This is a genomic window from Myxococcus sp. AS-1-15 (genome assembly GCF_020037055.1).
Taxonomy (GTDB): Bacteria; Myxococcota; Myxococcia; order Myxococcales; family Myxococcaceae; genus Myxococcus; species Myxococcus fulvus.
Map to the genome: position 1 here is coordinate 94,267 of NZ_JAIQDF010000023.1, position 15,554 is coordinate 109,820.

Sequence of the window (15,554 nt, forward strand, 5' to 3'; positions counted from 1 at the left end):
AATGTCACGCGGGGCTGGAGGCCACATGGATAGACAGGCCGTCATGGAGCAGGGTCTCACTCAGCCTCTGGTCGCGCCCTCGCTGTCCCCGGCCGCGCGGCGACGGCAGCTCAAGGAGAAGGCCATCGCGGGGTTCATCACCCTGATGGCCTTCACCGGCATCGCGGCGCTCATCCTCATCCTCATCTTCGTGGCCAAGGAGGCCCTGGCCCTCTTCACCCAGGCCGAGGCCCGACACGAGGCCAGCCTGTCGAAGATGTTCCTGCCGCAGGAGGTCCCCCCCGGCCGCCCGCCCTTCCGCTGGCAGCCGGTGTCGAAGCTTCCCAAGGTCAGCATGATTCCGCTGTTCGTCGGCACGCTGAAGACGACGGTGGTCTCCATGCTCGTCGCGGTGCCGCTGGGCGTGTTCGGCGCGCTGTTCGCCGCGGAGTTCGCGCCCCGCCGCCTGCGGGAGTTGCTCAAGCCCGTCATCGAGCTGCTCGCGGGCATCCCCTCCGTCGTGCTCGGCTTCTTCGCGCTGATGGTGATGTCCACCGTCATCAAGGACGTCTTCGCCTTCGACCGGCCGCTCAACGCCATGGTGGCGGGCCTGGGCCTGGCGCTCGCCATCGTCCCGGTCATCTTCACCGTGTCCGAGGACGCGCTCACCGCGGTGCCGCGCAGCTACCGCGAGGCGTCGCTCGCGCTCGGGGCCACGCCCTGGGAGACGGCCTGGAAGGTGGTGCTCCCCGCCGCGGCCCCCGGCATCCTCGCCGCCTGCGTGCTGGGCTTCGGGCGCGCCATCGGTGAGACGATGATCGTCCTCATGGCCTCCGGCAACGCGGACGTCATCTCCTGGAGCCTGGGGGACTCGGCGCGCTCCTTGTCGGCCACCATCGCCGCGGAGATGGGCGAGGTGGTGGTGGGCAGCCCGCACTACTCGCTGCTGTTCTTCATCGGCGTGCAGCTCTTCCTGTTCACCTTCGTCCTCAACCTGCTCGCCTCCACGTGGACCCGGCGGGTGGTGAAGAAGCTCACCGGAGGTGCGGCGTGACGCCCGGCACCCGCCGCGCCGTGGGCCTCGCGCTCACGTCGCTCACTGGACTCGCCGCGTTCGTCATCGTCGCGGTGCTGGCCATCATCCTCTTCAACGTGGTGGAGAACGGCGCCGGGGGCGTCACCTGGACCTTCCTCACCCAGCCGCCCGAGGACGGGATGATGGCGGGCGGCATCTTCCCCGCCATCTTCGGCACCGCCGCGCTCACCCTCCTGATGACGCTCGCGGTGATGCCGGTGGGCGTGCTCACCGCGGTGTACCTGCACGAGTACGCGCCCCCGAACTCCCTCTTCGCCCGCGTCGTCCGCGTGGCGGTGGTGAACCTGGCGGGCGTGCCCTCCATCGTGTTCGGCCTGTTCGGCCTGGGCTTCTTCATCCTCTTCGTGGGCCAGGGCATGGACCGGGCGCTCGGCCACGAGGAGATGTACTGGGCCCAGCCCGGCATCCTCTGGGCGTCGCTGACGCTCGCGGTGCTCACGCTGCCCGTGGTCATCGTCTCCACCGAGGAGGCGCTGCGCGCGGTCCCCATGGACCACCGCACCGCGAGCCTCGCCCTGGGCGCCACCCAGTCCCAGACGCTGGCGCGGGTGGTGCTGCCGGGCGCGCTGCCGGGCATCCTCACCGGCGCGGTGCTGGCCATCTCCCGCGGCGCGGGTGAGGTGGCGCCCATCCTCTTCACGGGCGCGGCCTACTTCCTGCCGGACCTGCCCTCGCACCTCAACTCGCAGTTCATGCACCTGGGCTACCACACGTACGTGATGGCCACGCAGTCGCCGGACGTGGAGGCCACCCGTCCCCTGCTCTACGCGACGGTGCTGGTGCTGCTGCTGCTCACGTTCGCCCTCAACCTGGTCGCGGTCATCATCCGGACCCGCACGCGCCGCAAGGCCGCGGGCGCCCACTGACGGTACACGCCCTCCATGTCCCTCACGCCCAACGCTCCCCGCCCGAAGATGGAGGCCCGCGAGCTGACGCTCCGGTACGGCGCCAAGGAGGCCATCAAGAAGGTCTCCCTGGCCATCCAGGACCGGCGCGTCACCGCCCTCATCGGCCCGTCCGGCTGCGGCAAGTCCACCTTCCTGCGCTCGCTCAACCGGATGAATGACTTGATTCCGGGCGCCAACCACACCGGCACCATCCTGCTGGACGACACGGACATCCATGACCGGAGCGTGGACGTGGTGGACCTGCGCCGCCGCGTGGGCATGGTCTTCCAGAAGTCCAACCCGTTCCCCAAGAGCATCTTCGAGAACGTCGCCTACGGCCTGCGCGTGGGCGGGATGAAGGACAAGGCGGCCCTGGCCCAGCGCGTGGAGAAGTCCCTGCGCGGCGCGGCCCTGTGGGACGAGGTGAAGGACCGGCTGCATGAGAGCGCCCTGGGCCTGTCCGGCGGCCAGCAGCAGCGGCTGTGCATCGCCCGCGCGATGGCGGTGGAGCCCCAGGTGCTGCTCATGGACGAGCCGGCGAGCGCGCTGGACCCCATCGCCACGGCCAAGATCGAAGAGCTCATCCACGAGCTGAAGGCGACGTACACCATCGCCATCGTCACCCACAACATGCAGCAGGCCGCCCGCGTGAGCGACAGGACTGCCTTCTTCTACATGGGTGAGCTGGTGGAGTGCGGGCCCACCGAGCAGATCTTCACCAACCCGCGCGAGAAGCGCACCGAGGACTACGTCACCGGGAAGTTCGGGTGAGCGCAGAGAAGGGATTGTCGCAGATGCCGTTGACCCACACGGACAAGGCGTTCGAGCAGGACCTGAGGGACTTGCGCGAGAAGCTCCTCGCGATGGGGGCCAAGGTGGAGGGCCTCATCGTCCAGAGCATGCGCGCCCTCACGGACCGCGACAGCGCCCTGGCGGAGAAGGTCGTCGCGGCCGACAAGGACGTCAACCGGCTGGAGGTGGAGATCGACGAGCTGTGCCGGCGAATCCTCGCGCTGCGCCAGCCGGCCGCCAGTGACCTGCGCCTCATCACCACGGCCTTGAAGATCGTCACCGACCTGGAGCGCATCGGCGACCTCGCCGTCAACATCGCCGAGCGCTCCATGGACCTGAACCAGGTCCCTCCGCTGGCGCCCTACGTCGACACGCCCAAGCTGGCGGAGCTGGCCCAGCAGCAGGTGAAGCGCTCCCTGGATGCCTTCGTGTCCAACGACGTGGCGAAGGCGGAGGAGGTGCTCCAGGGGGATGACCTGCTGGATGCGCTGTTCCTCAAGATCTTCAACGAGCTGCTGGCGTACATGATGGAGGACTCGCGCAACATCCGGCGGGCCACCGCGCTGATGTTCATCGCCAAGCACCTGGAGCGCATCGGCGACCACGCGCTGAACGTGGCGGAGATGGTCGTCTACATGGTGCGGGGCAAGGACATCCGCCATCCGCGCAGCCGCAACCTGGGCGACTAGCGCGGACGGCTTCACCGCGCCGTCACGTGGAATTGCCCGGGGCGCCCCGGGCGCTCCCCACTCCTGACGCGCGGGCCCCCTAGCGTGGCAACCGGTCGCGCGATGCCCGCGCGCCAGTCCCCGGGGACCGCCCGCGCATGTCGCTCGCCTCCGCCCTCCTGCTGTTCGCCGCCTCTTTCGGCCTCACCGCGCTCGCCGTCCAGTACGTGCTGGTGCTCCGCCACCGCCGGGAGGCCCCCCGGGCCCTCCCCTCCGGCGCCGCGTGGCCCGCCATCTCCATCCTCAAGCCGCTGTGCGGCGCGGATGACGACCTGGAGACCAACCTCAAGCACTTCGCCCACCTGGACTACCCCGGCGCCTACGAGGTCGTCCTGGGCGTCAAGGACACCCGCGACGCGGCGTACCCCGTGGCGTGCGAGGCGGTGCGCCGCTGGCCCGGCGTCATGCGCCTGGCGCTGCAGGAGGGCGCCCCCGGCCTCAATCCGAAGGTGAACCAGCTCATCACCCTGGCGGACCGGGCCCGGTACGACCTCTTCGTCATCAGCGACAGCAACACGCGGGTGGCGCCAGGCTACCTGGAGGAGATCGCCGCCAGCTTCGCGGACCCGACGGTGGGCTGCGTGACGCACCCCGTCTCGGGCGTCGGCGAGAGGAGCCTGGGTTCGCTCCTGGACAACCTCTACCTGACGTCCAGCGCGGCGGCGGGGATGATTGGCGCCAAGCGCCTGGCGGACCAGGACATCGTCGTGGGGAAGTCCATGGCGCTCAAGCGCGCGGACGTCGACGCGCTGGGCGGCTTCTACTCGGTGCGCGACGTGCTCGCGGAGGACTTCGTCATCGGCCAGTGGGTGACGCGCAAGCTGGGACGCCGCGTCGTGGTGGCGCGTGCTCCCGTGTACAACGTGTCGCTGGGCAAGAGCGTGCGCGCCTTCTTCCAGCGCTACCTGCGCTGGAGCGTCATCCACCGGACGGCCGTGACGCCGTCCACGTATGTCGCGCAGTCGCTGCTCAACCCCGCGCCGCTGGCCGTGGCGGGCGCGCTGGTGAGCCCCTGCCTGGAGTCGGTGACGCTGGCCACGCTCGTCGTGCTCGGCAAGGTCCTGGTGGACCTGGGCGCGTTTCGCGCGCTGCGTCCCCAGCCGGTGTCATGGCGCGCCGCGCCGGCGGTGCTGCTCAAGGACGCGCTGCTGTTCGCCGCGTGGTGGCACGGCGTGTTCTGCCGCACGGTGGACTGGCGCGGGACGCGGCTTCGCGTGGGCCCGGGCACCCGCCTCTTGCCGCCGCGCGCGCGCGTGTCCACGGCGGACGCGGCGCTGGCCCCTCGGGACGAGTGGGTCGCCGGCTGATGCACAGGTGTTTCATCACGCTCGCGACGGATTCACGTGGCGGACGTGAAGCCGACGCGGTCGATGCCTACGTTGCTGTGCATGCCCCCAAGGACGTTGGCGCACCTTTCGGATCTGCACCTGGACCTGAGCCCGGCCAGTGACGCCCAGGCCCGGGCGCTCGTCGCCGCGCTCCAGGCGAACCGCGCGGACCACGTGGTGGTGACCGGTGACTTGACGCACCAGGGCTCGCACGAGGAGTACCGTCGCTTCCTCGACATCTTCTCGCCGCTGTTGGACACCGGACGGCTCACGCTCATCCCCGGCAACCACGACCGCCCTGGCGAGGACGTGGGCGGCGGCTGGATGGACGGCCTGAAGGTCCGCACCGTGGAGCGCCCCGGGCTGTATCTGGTGTGCGTGGACTCCACCGGCGAGCACAACCGCAACTACTTCGCGAGCCACGGCGAGCTGTCGCTCGAGACGGTGGAGCAGGTGGAGAAGGCGCTCGGCCGCGCCCCCAAGGACGCGCTGGTGGCGGTGCTGGTGCACCACCACGTGCTGCCCCTGCCCGAGGAGAGCTTCCCGGAGCGGCTCGCCACTCGCATGGGCTGGCCCCACGCGTCCGAGCTGTCCCTGGGCGCGGAGCTGGTGGCGCGCATCCAGGGCAGGTGCGACCTGGTCCTCCACGGCCACCGCCACCACCCCAACGAGACGGTGGTGGACACGGCCCATGGCCGCCCCTTGCGCGTCTTCAACGCGGGCAGCTCCACCGACCTGGGGCGCTTCCGGCTGCTCCAGCACTCGGAGGGTCGCCTGCTGAGCGAGCCGGTGTGGTGCCACTCCACCCAGCCGGAGCGTCCGCGCACGGCCAGCCACAACGTGCGCCCCGCGCTGCAGTACCTCGTCACCCAGCTGGGCATGGCCCTCTTCTGATGTCCGCCCGCTCGCTCTGCGAGCGGAAGCCATTCCACCGGGGGAAGCGAATGGCCCGGGGGCGCGGTGGGGTTCTTCCCATGTTGGGGAGGATGCTTGGCGCGACTGGACACCGATGACGGCTCGAGAAGAGTGCTGGTGGTCGACGACGACGCGGACTGGCGGGAGTTCCTGCGGCTCAGCCTGGAGGAACTGGGGTATGACACGATGGAGGCGGCCGACGGCCAGGAGGCCCTGGACAGCCTCCGGCGCGGTGAGCGCTTCGAGGTCATGCTGCTGGACCTGAACATGCCGGGCATGAGCGGCCTGGAGGTCGTGGAGAAGCTCGAGCGGCTGCCACGAGGGCCCCACCCCCGGGTGGTGTTCCTGACCTCGGCGGCGGCCCAGGACGTGGGCATGGCCCTCTTGGCCGGCCCCCACTACTACCTGCCCAAGGGCGCCAGCCGGGACCAACTGTCTCTGCTCTTGCAGTCACTTGGTGGGTGAGCCGCCGGCCAACCGGGGATACGGTAGAGGGCTCCTGAGAGGAGGGCCGTCATCGCATCGGAGCTGCTCGTCATCTTGTTGCTCGTCCTGGCCAATGGCGTGTTCGCCGGGGCCGAGCTCGCCATCATTTCCATCCGAAGGACGCGGCTGAAGGAGCTGATGGAGCAAGGCAGTGGCTCCGCCAAGGCGGTGGAGGCCCTGCGGGCCAACCCCGAGCGGTTCCTCGCCACGGTGCAGATCGGCATCACCGTCATCGGCGCGACGGCGGCGGCCTTCGGTGGCGCGAGCATCGCCAACCGCCTGGCCCCGGTGCTGATGGAGCTGGGCCTGCCGGAGACGACGGCGGACGAGGTGGCCCTGGCCGCGGTGGTCGTCTTCGTGTCGTTCCTGTCGCTGGTGCTCGGGGAGCTGGTGCCCAAGTCGCTGGCGCTGCGCGCGTCCGAGCGCTACGGGATGCTCATCGGCCGGCCCCTGCTGGGCCTGTCGTGGGTGATGCGGCCGGTGGTGTGGTTCCTCACGGCCAGCTCCAACGTGGTGCTGCGGCTGTTCGGCGACAAGACGAACTTCACCGAGAGCCGGCTGTCCGCGGAGGAGCTCCAGGCGCTGGTGGAGGAGGCCGCGAAGCAGGGCTCGTTGGACCCGAAGGCGGGCGAAATCGCCTCGCGCGCGTTCGAGATGGGCGAGCTGACGGTGGGCGAGCTGATGGTGACGCGCGAGCAGATCGTCGCGCTGCGTCGCCACGCGAGCGCGGACGAGATTCGCCAGATGCTGCTGGAGCGCGGGCACTCGCGGATGCCGGTGTTCGAGGGTTCACTGGACAACATCGTCGGCTACGTCATCGCCAAGGACCTGCTCGCCGTGGCGTGGGAGGGGAACCTCATCGTCCTGGAGGACGTGCTCAGGCCGGCCTTCTTCCTGGTGGAGACGATGCGGGCCATGGACGCGCTGAAGGAGCTGCAGCGCCGTCGCATGCAGTTGGCCATCATCGTGGACGAGCGCGGCGGCGTGGTGGGCCTGGTGACGGTGGAGGACCTGGTCGAGGAGATGGTGGGCGACATCCTCAGCGAGTCGGAGACGCCCGAGGAGCTGGTGCGGCGCGAGAGCCCCGTGGCGGCGGTGGTGCAGGGCAGCGCGGCCATCCGCGACATCAACCGCGAGCTGGGGCTGGAGCTGGCCGAGGACGGCGACTACTCCACGGTGGCGGGGCTGAGCATCGCGCTGGCGGGCGGCGCCATCCCCGAGCCCGGCACCAAGCTGAAGACCAAGGACGGCCTGGAGCTGGAGGTGGTGGAGGCCTCGCCCCGGCGCGTGCGCACGGTGCGCATCTTCCTGCCGCCGCCCCAGCCGGAAGAAGGCGACAGCGCCTGAGGCCCGTGCTCACCCCGCGTCCATCAGCCCCAGGGTGAGCGCCTTCACCACGGCCTGGACCTTGTTGGTGGCGTTGAGCTTGAGCAGGGCGTTGCCGATGTGGAAGTTCACGGTGCGCTCGGAGATGTCGAGGATGGTGCTGATGTCCGCGGACGTCTTGCCCTCCCCCGTCCAGAGCAGCACCTCGCGCTCGCGCGGCGTCAGCGCGGTGTCCACGTCCGGCGCGAGCCGGGGCACCAGCAGGCCCATCATCCGCGCGTGGAGCTGGTGGGCGGCCATCAGCATCGGCTGACGCAGCGCCGCGAGCGCGGCGTCGGAGAGCGGCTCGGGTGACGCGCGGGCGAAGGTGAGCAGGCCGAAGACGCCATGCGCCGCCCAGCACGACTGGGCCACCGCGGAGGCCAGCCCGAAGGCGCGGGCATCCTCGAGCAGTTGGGGCGCCTGGGCGAAGAGCTCGTCGGACCAGACCACGAGCTCGGTGCTGCTCACGCCCAGGCGGACCACCGGGTCGATGCGCAGGTAGTCGTGCTTCCGGTAGTGCGCCATCCATCCCGGCGGATAGGAGTCGAAGGTCGCCACCACGGGATGGGCGACGGGCCAGGGCATGCGCAACAGGTAGCCGCAGAAGTCGAAGCCCAGCGTGCGGGCCAGGGCGTCCACGCGCTCGAACAAGGCCTGCGCCTCATCCGCGCGCCGCGACGGCGGTCCGCTCGCCTCCCCCGTGGCCATCTGCCCTCCCTCCTCGTCGGAGCCAGGCTGGATGAGACAGACGATGAGTGGATGATATAGACAGCCCTCCCCCGGCGGACCACCCTCGATGGCTGTCTTTGCCCCGCATGGGGCGCGCACCTGGCCCGCACCGCGCATTCAGCGCGCGCGGAGGGCCTTGGCGAAGGTCGCGGTGATGAATTGAGGGCGGGTGATGGCGCTGCCCACGACGACCAGGTCCGAGCCGAGCCGCAAGGTCCGCGCGGCCTGCGCCGGCGTCGAGATGGCGCCCTCGGCCACCAGCGGGCAGCGCACCACGGCGGCGCGCAGCGCCCTCAGGTGCTCGAAGTCATCGTCGCAGAGGTGGCGTCCGGCCGTCTCCCGGGTGAAGCCATACAGGCCGCTGGAGACACAGTCGAACCCCAGCTCCTGGGCGAGCGCGGCCTCGCGGACGGTGGCCACCTCCGCCATCAACGGGACGTCCGGGTAGCGGGCGCGGACCTTGCGGACCAGGTCCGGGAGCGACTCACCCTCCGGACGCCACCGCTACGTCGCGTCGATGCCCACCAGCTGGGCGCCGGCGTCCACCACCTCGGCCACCTCCGCGAGCGTCGGAGTGACGCGCACCCTCGAGCCTGGATACTCGCGGAGGAGGACGCCGAGGAGCGGCAGGGGGACCTTCGCGCGAATCGCGGCGATCTCCGCGGGCCCGTTGGCGAGGAGGCCCTGCGCCCCGCCCCGGACCGCGGCGACGGCCATGGCGGCCATGAACGCGCTGCCATGGAGCGGCTCGCCGGGCAGGGCCTCGCAGGCCACCACGAGGCCTCCCTGGAGTTGTTGGAGCAGCCTCATCCGGAGACCCGCGCCCGTCGGCAGTCGAGCATCGCGGCGTGGGGCCTTCGCAGGTAGGCGTGCAGCGCGGGAGGGGCGTCCTCGACGCGGGCGAGCCCCGGGGGCCAGGGGTCGGCCCAGAACACGGGCCCGAAGCCCGCGTCTCGCAAGGCCTCCTCGATGGAATTCCTGGACCAGTACCAGGCGGTGACGTCTGCCTCCACGCCCGCGGCGCGCAGCTCGACTCGCAGCGCGCCTCCTTCCGCATGGGGCGCGTCCGAGACCAGCCGCAGGCCATAGGGAGCGTAGTAGTCCGGGTCGGGCGCGTGGTCGGGATGGAGCGGCAGCGCGAGCAGACGTCCTCCCGGGCGCAGCACCCGGGCCATGCTCGCGCACATCTGTCGCAGCTCGCTCCGCGTGGAGGCATACGGGAGGACGTACACGGCCAACACCAGGTCGAACCGCTGCTCCAGCTCGGGCGTCAGCCGAGACACGTATTCGATGCCGCGCTGCTCCTTCGCCTCCCGCTGCCGCGCGGCGCTCAGCATCCCCTCGGACGCGTCATGGCCCACCACCCGGCGGGCCCCTCGCCCGGCGAGCAGCCGGGAGTACAGCCCCGCGCCACAGCCGAAGTCGAGCACGTCGCTGCGCGTCAGGTCTCCCAGCGAGTGGAGCACCGAGGGCACCTCGATGTCCCGACGGAAGGGCCAGGGGGCGACGTCCTCGTAGAGGCTCGCCAGTTCGTCGAACTGGCGCTCTGCGGCGGTGGCGGACATCGACGACCTCCCGTGCGAAGGGTTCCCCTGAGTTAAAGCCAGACACCCCGGGTGGGAAACCTGTCAGGACTGACAGGATGGGCCCCTTCAGCGATGGCCGCGCCCCTGCCCTCGCGCCGGACGGCGCCCGAGCCTCCGCGGCGAATCCCAGACACCCCGGGCGGGCGCCCGCTCTTTCTCGCCGTTTCAGACACCGTGATGCACGGCGGGTCCCAGGGGACACGGAATCTGGGCTTTACTGACTGGGACTCGGTTACACGAACAACCTCGGTTGGGTGGAAACCACCCCTCGGTGAGTCATTGCGTGAATGATTTGACCCAGTTCAATACACCCACGCAAATGACCTAACATGGGCATGCCTCATTGCGAGGCCATTGACCGGAGCCAGACATGACACGTGTATATGGATTCCCCGCGCTCGCGGCGCTGTTTCTCTTGGGCGGCTGCGATGGCAGCTCTTCCGAAGTGGGCGCGCCATCCTCCTTGCAGACACAGGAGTCGGCGGTAGGCGAATTGGACCTGGCGGTGGTGGACCTGGTGGCGTCCTGCCAGGCCACGGCGCTGACGCTGTCCGCGGCGGTGCAGAACCTGGGAGCCACCGGCATCGCCGGCTCGACGACGGCCATCTACGCAGGCGAGCCGGGCGCGGGCGGCACGCGCCTGGGAATCGTCAGCGTTCCCTTCCTGGTGGGGGGTGAGCGCTTCCCCTTCCAGCTCTCCTTCACGGTGCCGGAGGGGACGCAGCGGGTGGTGGTGGTCGCGGACGACGACGGCGTCTTCGACGAGGGGGACGAGGCGAACAACCGCGCCGCGTTCGACTTCCCGATTCCGTGTGCGACGAATCAGCTGCCGGTGGCGAGCTGCCAGGATGTCACCGTCCAGGCGGACGCGACGTGCCGGGGGCAGGCCTCCGTGGACCACGGCTCGTTCGACCCGGATGGCTTCCCGGGGCCGTTCAGCGTGAGCCAGACCCCCGCAGGCCCGTTCTCCCTGGGGACGACGCCTGTCCGTCTGGATGTGACGGATGGCGCCAGCACGAGCACCTGCTCCGCGACGGTGAAGGTGGTCGACGTCACGGCGCCCACGCCGGGCGCGAGCCGGGGCATCACCCTGACGCCCTCGGCGGGCTCCGACTACGTGCTGGTGTCGCTGGATGACTGCGCCCTGCCAGCCACGGACAACTGTGGCGGCACGCTGCCCCTGGCGCAGGCGGGCTCGCTGCTGCGCGTCACCTCCGACGAGCAGAACGACGCGCTGTCATTGCTGCGGCTGCTGGCCTGCGACGACATCAAGCTGAGCGCGGATGGCAAGTCCGCGATGGTGCGCGCGGAGGCGGCGCTGCTGGGCAACGGCCGCGTCTACACGTTCGTGTATGGCGTGTCGGACAACACGGGCAACCAGTCCGTGGGCTCCTGTCATGTCCGCGTTCCCGCGCTGCTGGGCAACCCCGCCGTCGACTCGGGGGCCCGGTATTGCCAGGGCGAGGGCTGCCCCTCGGGGACGACGTACCCCGGGCTGCTCTGCTCGCTGCTGTAATGGATTGAGGTCGCGGCACTCCGCTCGGAGTCGTTCCGGACGGGGTGCAGTGGCCCAATGACTCCGCAATCCCAGATTCCTGGGATGGGCATGCCCATCTCTCGTCGAATACCGTTGCATCCTCCCCAAGGAGGCAACCATGTCGACGAGGTATTGCATTGGAGCGGCACTGGGACTGCTGGTGACCATGGCCATGGGCTGTGGAGCGCCGTCTGCTGAAGATGTCGTCACGACGGAAGGCATCCAGGAGTCTTCGCAGGAGCTGTCGACCTGTACGGCGGCCTGCGCCACGGGGTCGGTGAGTTGTCCGTCGGGAACGACGGTCTGCTCCGCCCAGGACAACTCCGGGGTGACGTGCAACGGAACGTTCATCGCGTGTCCCACGACGCCCCCGGCGTGTGGCGACCTGCCGCGGTGCAGAGACCTGGTGGGAAGCGTCTGCGCCCCCGGCTCCAGGGAGCCGTGCTGCACGGCCTCGGGAGCTGAGAGCGTCTGCGTCTGCACCCTCAGTGGAATCCTGCGCTGCAACACTCTCTAGGCGGAGTCCGGGCGGCTTCGACTCGCCTCGAGGCTACTGCCGCGGAGTCGGCAGGGGCTCATCCGGGTGGATGATGGAGGGGCTCCGTCGGACATAGGCCCGGGCCCAGAGGTAGGCCCCGGCCCCCGCGGCCAGCAGGGCTCCCACGGCGCCCAGGAGCACCCATCGAGTCGTCCGCGTCATTCGAGTCCTCCAGGAGGAGTCCCGACAGGAGGAGCCTCCGTGCCTGCTCGACCCTAGGGCACGGAGGCTGCCGCGGGCCAGCCAGCAGTGTCCTCTCGCCAGCCTCAGGCCGAATGTGTGCTTGCGTCGGCCAGCAAGTTCGGCTACTTGTGCCCTCGCCGCAGCGGTTCTGCGCGATTAGCTCAGCTGGATAGAGCGTTGGCCTCCGGAGCCAAAGGCCGCAGGTTCGACTCCTGCATCGCGCGCAGGGACAACCGCCCGGTCTTCCTCAGGAAACTGATGGAGACCGGGCGGGAAATCCTGCCCCTCCAGGCTCCCCCAACAGACTCGCGGCAATGTCCCCGTCAGCGAAGCGCCTGTGGCGTGGTCCCGTCGCTGGGACCGGGCCGCCTCCGGGATTCGACGTCCGGATGACCGTGGCGCAAGACACCACCACGGCTCGCCCCGGCTCTCCGCCCAGGCAAGGGCGCGCCAATGGCTTCATGCGGTCTCGAGGCGACTCAGCAGACGTCGCATCCCGCGCAGTAGAAGGTGCCATCCGACCAGAACACGCAGTATTCGCAACAGTCGACATAGACAATGGATTGCGTAGTATCGGTCGAAGAGAGCTTCGCCTCAGTCCCGTCGGTCTTCACGACCGTACCCGATGTCACCGGCATGGAGCCTGAGTCACTGTGAATGACCATCGAGCCATTCTCACCATGCTCGATACGATATTCCGGGTCGGAGACGCCGCCACAACCCGTTGAAACCGCCGCGAAGAACACGAACGCCGCAACCTGACGGATATTCATTGGCCGTATGCCTTTCCAGTGGGTGCCCATGAGGCAACCACAACTATGAGGTGAATGCGATAGACTGTCCATGAGAGTCGACGACACCCCAGGACTCCGTCACAAACGACCCCGTCCGGGTGACGCGCGATTGAGCTTCTGCCGGCGTCTGACACACTTCGAGCCCCCGAATATGAACGACCTCCCCACAAGCATCGTGATCGCGGTTCCCATAGTCGAGGAGGCAACCCGGTGGTTTCGAGCCCGGTTCCCAACTGCCGCGATTGCCAGCCAGGGTGCGCTGGCTGTTGTTCACCTGGGAGACACCCGGGTTGTGCTGCTGCACGGCCCGCGAGGGCGCACGCGGCAGATCCTGGTCGAGGTCAACCCCAAAGACGTCCCCTTGCACCCGGCTAATGACGTGGAGGTTCAGGTGCGGGCGAAAACCCTATTGGGCTCCCGCTGGGCAACGCTCACGATGCCAGACCAGACGACCCAACTCGTCCTGGTGACCCCCGTTCCGGCCTTGAACAAGTACCAATTGGAGCAGGTCCGCCAGGTGCTGAGGCCACTCAAAGAGAAGGTCGCCAGGTGGCACGAGGGAGTCAAAGGTCATCTGGAATCAATCTGGAACAAGGAACTGGATCGACTCCTGGAGAAGGAGGGTCCGCACCAGATCAAATGGATCGTGGCGGGGATCAATCCCGGGAAACTGGAGGCGAGAGACGGTCGCTACCTGCACCCAGCGGGACCGTCAGGCGCACCAATGCATGTGCTGTTGCGGCATGATGTCCCCAGTTGGGACTTCGTGTTGGCCTTGAATCAAACAAGCCTTGCCAGCTCCAACATGGATGAACTGGACGACCTGTCCCCGAAGCAGCAGGAAATCCTCGACGAATCCCTCCTGGCGATGGCTGAGGCCATTGGCCAACTGGCACAGATAACTGGGGCCCACGTCTGGATTCTCGGCAACAAGGAACTCTTTGCCAGGAAAACCTCGACAATGCGCTTCTATCCGTTCTTTCAACGGTTGGCCAAGCGCACGAGCGAGGACCCGACCCTGCACGACCGACTCTACTTGAGCAACCATCCATCGAGAGGCAGCCTGTTCAGCGAACTGCCCATGACAGACGAGATCCTGGATCACGGATTGGAAGTCGCACTACGGCAGCACTGCCTCCCGCTGCGTCCGTAGCAACTCGGGGGGCGGCCACCGCGGCTTCCCTCCTCACACGGGCGCATCGAGCTTGCCTTTGCCCCTCGGAAATCACGCCCCCGCGACCATGCCGCGCCGCATCGGGCCACAGGGACTCGGCCACTTCCCTATCCCGGTGATGGGCACGGGCGCCGGTCACGTCCTCGGCTGGTACAGCGCGTCAGGCATCCTCATGGCGCTCGGGCGGCCGCGAGACACACGGGTCCCCATCGCCGCCCGGACGTAGCCTGGGTCCAACACCCTCACGCTCCACCGCATTCCCGCCCGGAGACCTTCGTTTTTTCGAAGCCTCCCGGGAGCTTTTCCTATTGGCGCGAAACTCCGCGGACCAGCAGATAGGAGATAGGCCCATGGTGGGCCGGAAGGAGCCGAGGATGCGAATCGAAATCCGAGCCCGACACTTCACCCTCACCGAGACCCTCCGCACCCACGTCGAGCGCCGCGCGCGCTTCGCCATGGGGCGACTGTCCGACCGGGTCCGCGAGGTGACGGTGCGCTTGGAAGACATCAACGGCCCACGCGGAGGCGTGGACAAGGTGGCGAAGGTCACGGTGCGCCTGGAGCACGGCGGACAGCTCGCGTCGGAGGCGATGGACGCGACCTTCCCCGGCGCGGTGGACCGGGCCCTGGAGCGCGCCGGCCACGCGGTGGGCAAGGCCCTGGGACGCTCGCACCGCCAGGACAGCGAGAGCGTGAGGACCGGCCCCTGGGAGGTCGAGGAGCAGCACAGCCCCCTCTGACGTGAAGCGCCGCCGAGGGCCCTTCTCCCCGAAGGGCCCCGGCGATGTCAGGATGGGTCCATGACGCGCGTCGCGCGTCCCTTTCCTGGAGGATTTCCGATGCAGACGGCGGGGCCGGGCGTGCTGGCGCGAGGACGGGCCGCATGGGCCCGCGCGAGGCAGCGCTGGTGGGTGCGATGGGGCGTGGACCTGGTGCTGCTGGCGCTCGTGTTCACCGCCGTCGCGGCCTGGCAGACGCGCCACCTGCCCGGCTCCGGAGCGCCCGCGCCGGACTTCACCGTGCAGACACTCTCCGGAGAGACGGTGTCGCTCGCCTCGCTGCGAGGAAAACCCGTGGTGCTCGCCTTCTGGGCCCCGTGGTGCGGCGTGTGCGGCGCCGAGTCCTCCAACCTCTCCCAGCTGCGCCGCATCGCCGGAGACTCCGCGCACGTCGTGTCGGTGGCGCTGGCCTATGAAGACGTCGCCGCCGTGCAGCGCTTCGCCCAGGAGCACGCGGTGGACTACCCGGTGCTGCTCGGCGACGACTCGATACAGGAAGCGTGGCGGGTGAGCATGTTCCCCACCGTGTTCTTCCTGTCCGCCGAGGGGCGCATCGAGCGCTCCGTGGTGGGCTACACCACCCTGCTCGGCCTGTCCTGGCGGTGGATGTTGTAGAGTCCGGAGCACCTCTCGGAGCCAACGGATGGGAACGACC

At 69.1% G+C, this 15,554-nt stretch carries 16 protein-coding genes, 1 tRNA gene and 1 pseudogene; 13 read left to right on the plus strand and 5 right to left on the minus strand.

Annotated features, from left to right (window positions below; translation table 11 throughout):
- Positions 1-25 precede the first annotated feature (25 nt).
- The 8 genes from pstC (at position 26) to K8625_RS40200 (ending at position 7,558) form a co-directional block, all read left to right on the plus strand.
- Positions 26-1,033 carry a phosphate ABC transporter permease subunit PstC gene (gene pstC / locus K8625_RS40165; protein ID WP_223745789.1) on the plus strand — a complete coding sequence of 336 codons (1,008 nt, stop codon included), beginning with the start codon at positions 26-28 and terminating at the stop codon, positions 1,031-1,033.
- Complete coding sequence (gene pstA / locus K8625_RS40170; RefSeq protein ID WP_223745788.1) at positions 1,030-1,941, plus strand: phosphate ABC transporter permease PstA; 912 nt, start codon at positions 1,030-1,032, stop codon at positions 1,939-1,941. Before pstC ends, pstA begins: the two co-directional genes overlap by 4 nt.
- 48 nt (positions 1,942-1,989) lie before the next feature.
- Complete coding sequence (gene pstB / locus K8625_RS40175; RefSeq protein ID WP_218035661.1) at positions 1,990-2,733, plus strand: phosphate ABC transporter ATP-binding protein PstB; 744 nt, start codon at positions 1,990-1,992, stop codon at positions 2,731-2,733.
- 23 nt (positions 2,734-2,756) lie between these two features.
- Positions 2,757-3,443 carry a phosphate signaling complex protein PhoU gene (phoU, locus tag K8625_RS40180; RefSeq protein WP_223785695.1) on the plus strand — a complete coding sequence of 229 codons (687 nt, stop codon included), beginning with the start codon at positions 2,757-2,759 and terminating at the stop codon, positions 3,441-3,443.
- Positions 3,444-3,580: 137 nt separating this feature from the next.
- The gene (locus K8625_RS40185) at positions 3,581-4,789 is read left to right on the plus strand and encodes a ceramide glucosyltransferase (protein WP_223785677.1); all 1,209 of its coding nucleotides are present in this window, start codon (positions 3,581-3,583) and stop codon (positions 4,787-4,789) included.
- A 63-nt stretch (positions 4,790-4,852) separates the two neighbouring features.
- Positions 4,853-5,704 (plus strand): metallophosphoesterase, encoded by an 852-nt coding sequence (locus K8625_RS40190; protein WP_223745786.1) that lies wholly within the window; start codon positions 4,853-4,855, stop codon positions 5,702-5,704.
- 96 nt (positions 5,705-5,800) lie between these two features.
- On the plus strand, positions 5,801-6,190 hold the full coding sequence (locus K8625_RS40195) for a response regulator (RefSeq protein WP_083560251.1): 390 nt from the start codon (positions 5,801-5,803) through the stop codon (positions 6,188-6,190).
- Positions 6,191-6,268: 78 nt separating this feature from the next.
- Positions 6,269-7,558: a hemolysin family protein gene (locus tag K8625_RS40200; protein ID WP_223745872.1), complete on the plus strand. Its 1,290-nt coding sequence runs from the start codon at positions 6,269-6,271 to the stop codon at positions 7,556-7,558.
- A gap of 9 nt (positions 7,559-7,567) precedes the next feature.
- On the opposite strand, the gene K8625_RS40205 is transcribed toward K8625_RS40200, so the two are convergent.
- From K8625_RS40205 to K8625_RS40215, 3 genes and pseudogenes are all read right to left on the minus strand, one after another.
- On the minus strand, positions 7,568-8,287 hold the full coding sequence (locus K8625_RS40205; protein ID WP_223785678.1) for an autoinducer binding domain-containing protein: 720 nt from the start codon (positions 8,285-8,287) through the stop codon (positions 7,568-7,570).
- A 138-nt stretch (positions 8,288-8,425) separates the two neighbouring features.
- Positions 8,426-9,118, minus strand: a pseudogene (locus K8625_RS40210) (putative N-acetylmannosamine-6-phosphate 2-epimerase).
- Complete coding sequence (locus K8625_RS40215) at positions 9,115-9,873, minus strand: class I SAM-dependent methyltransferase (RefSeq protein ID WP_223785679.1); 759 nt, start codon at positions 9,871-9,873, stop codon at positions 9,115-9,117. Before K8625_RS40215 ends, K8625_RS40210 begins: the two are co-directional and overlap by 4 nt.
- Before the next feature lie 391 nt (positions 9,874-10,264).
- Between K8625_RS40215 and K8625_RS40220 the strand changes: the two genes are divergently transcribed.
- The gene (locus K8625_RS40220) at positions 10,265-11,410 is read left to right on the plus strand and encodes a CARDB domain-containing protein (RefSeq protein WP_223785680.1); all 1,146 of its coding nucleotides are present in this window, start codon (positions 10,265-10,267) and stop codon (positions 11,408-11,410) included.
- A 571-nt stretch (positions 11,411-11,981) separates the two neighbouring features.
- Here the strand turns inward: K8625_RS40220 and K8625_RS40225 are convergent.
- Complete coding sequence (locus tag K8625_RS40225) at positions 11,982-12,131, minus strand: hypothetical protein (protein ID WP_223745782.1); 150 nt, start codon at positions 12,129-12,131, stop codon at positions 11,982-11,984.
- A gap of 171 nt (positions 12,132-12,302) precedes the next feature.
- On the opposite strand from K8625_RS40225, the gene K8625_RS40230 reads away from it, so the two are divergent.
- Positions 12,303-12,376, plus strand: a tRNA-Arg gene (locus K8625_RS40230).
- A gap of 255 nt (positions 12,377-12,631) precedes the next feature.
- Here K8625_RS40230 and K8625_RS40235 read toward each other — a convergent pair.
- Entirely contained in the window at positions 12,632-12,925 is a 294-nt protein-coding gene (locus K8625_RS40235; RefSeq protein WP_223785681.1) for a hypothetical protein, read from the minus strand.
- A gap of 172 nt (positions 12,926-13,097) precedes the next feature.
- Here K8625_RS40235 and K8625_RS40240 point away from each other — a divergent pair, with 172 nt between their 5' ends.
- The 3 genes from K8625_RS40240 (at position 13,098) to K8625_RS40250 (ending at position 15,514) form a co-directional block, all read left to right on the plus strand.
- Positions 13,098-14,099 (plus strand): hypothetical protein, encoded by a 1,002-nt coding sequence (locus tag K8625_RS40240; RefSeq protein ID WP_223785682.1) that lies wholly within the window; start codon positions 13,098-13,100, stop codon positions 14,097-14,099.
- A gap of 395 nt (positions 14,100-14,494) precedes the next feature.
- Positions 14,495-14,860, plus strand: a complete 366-nt coding sequence (locus K8625_RS40245) for an HPF/RaiA family ribosome-associated protein (protein WP_223745779.1) — start codon at positions 14,495-14,497, stop codon at positions 14,858-14,860.
- 99 nt (positions 14,861-14,959) lie between these two features.
- Complete coding sequence (locus tag K8625_RS40250; protein WP_223745778.1) at positions 14,960-15,514, plus strand: TlpA disulfide reductase family protein; 555 nt, start codon at positions 14,960-14,962, stop codon at positions 15,512-15,514.
- Positions 15,515-15,554: the final 40 nt, after the last annotated feature.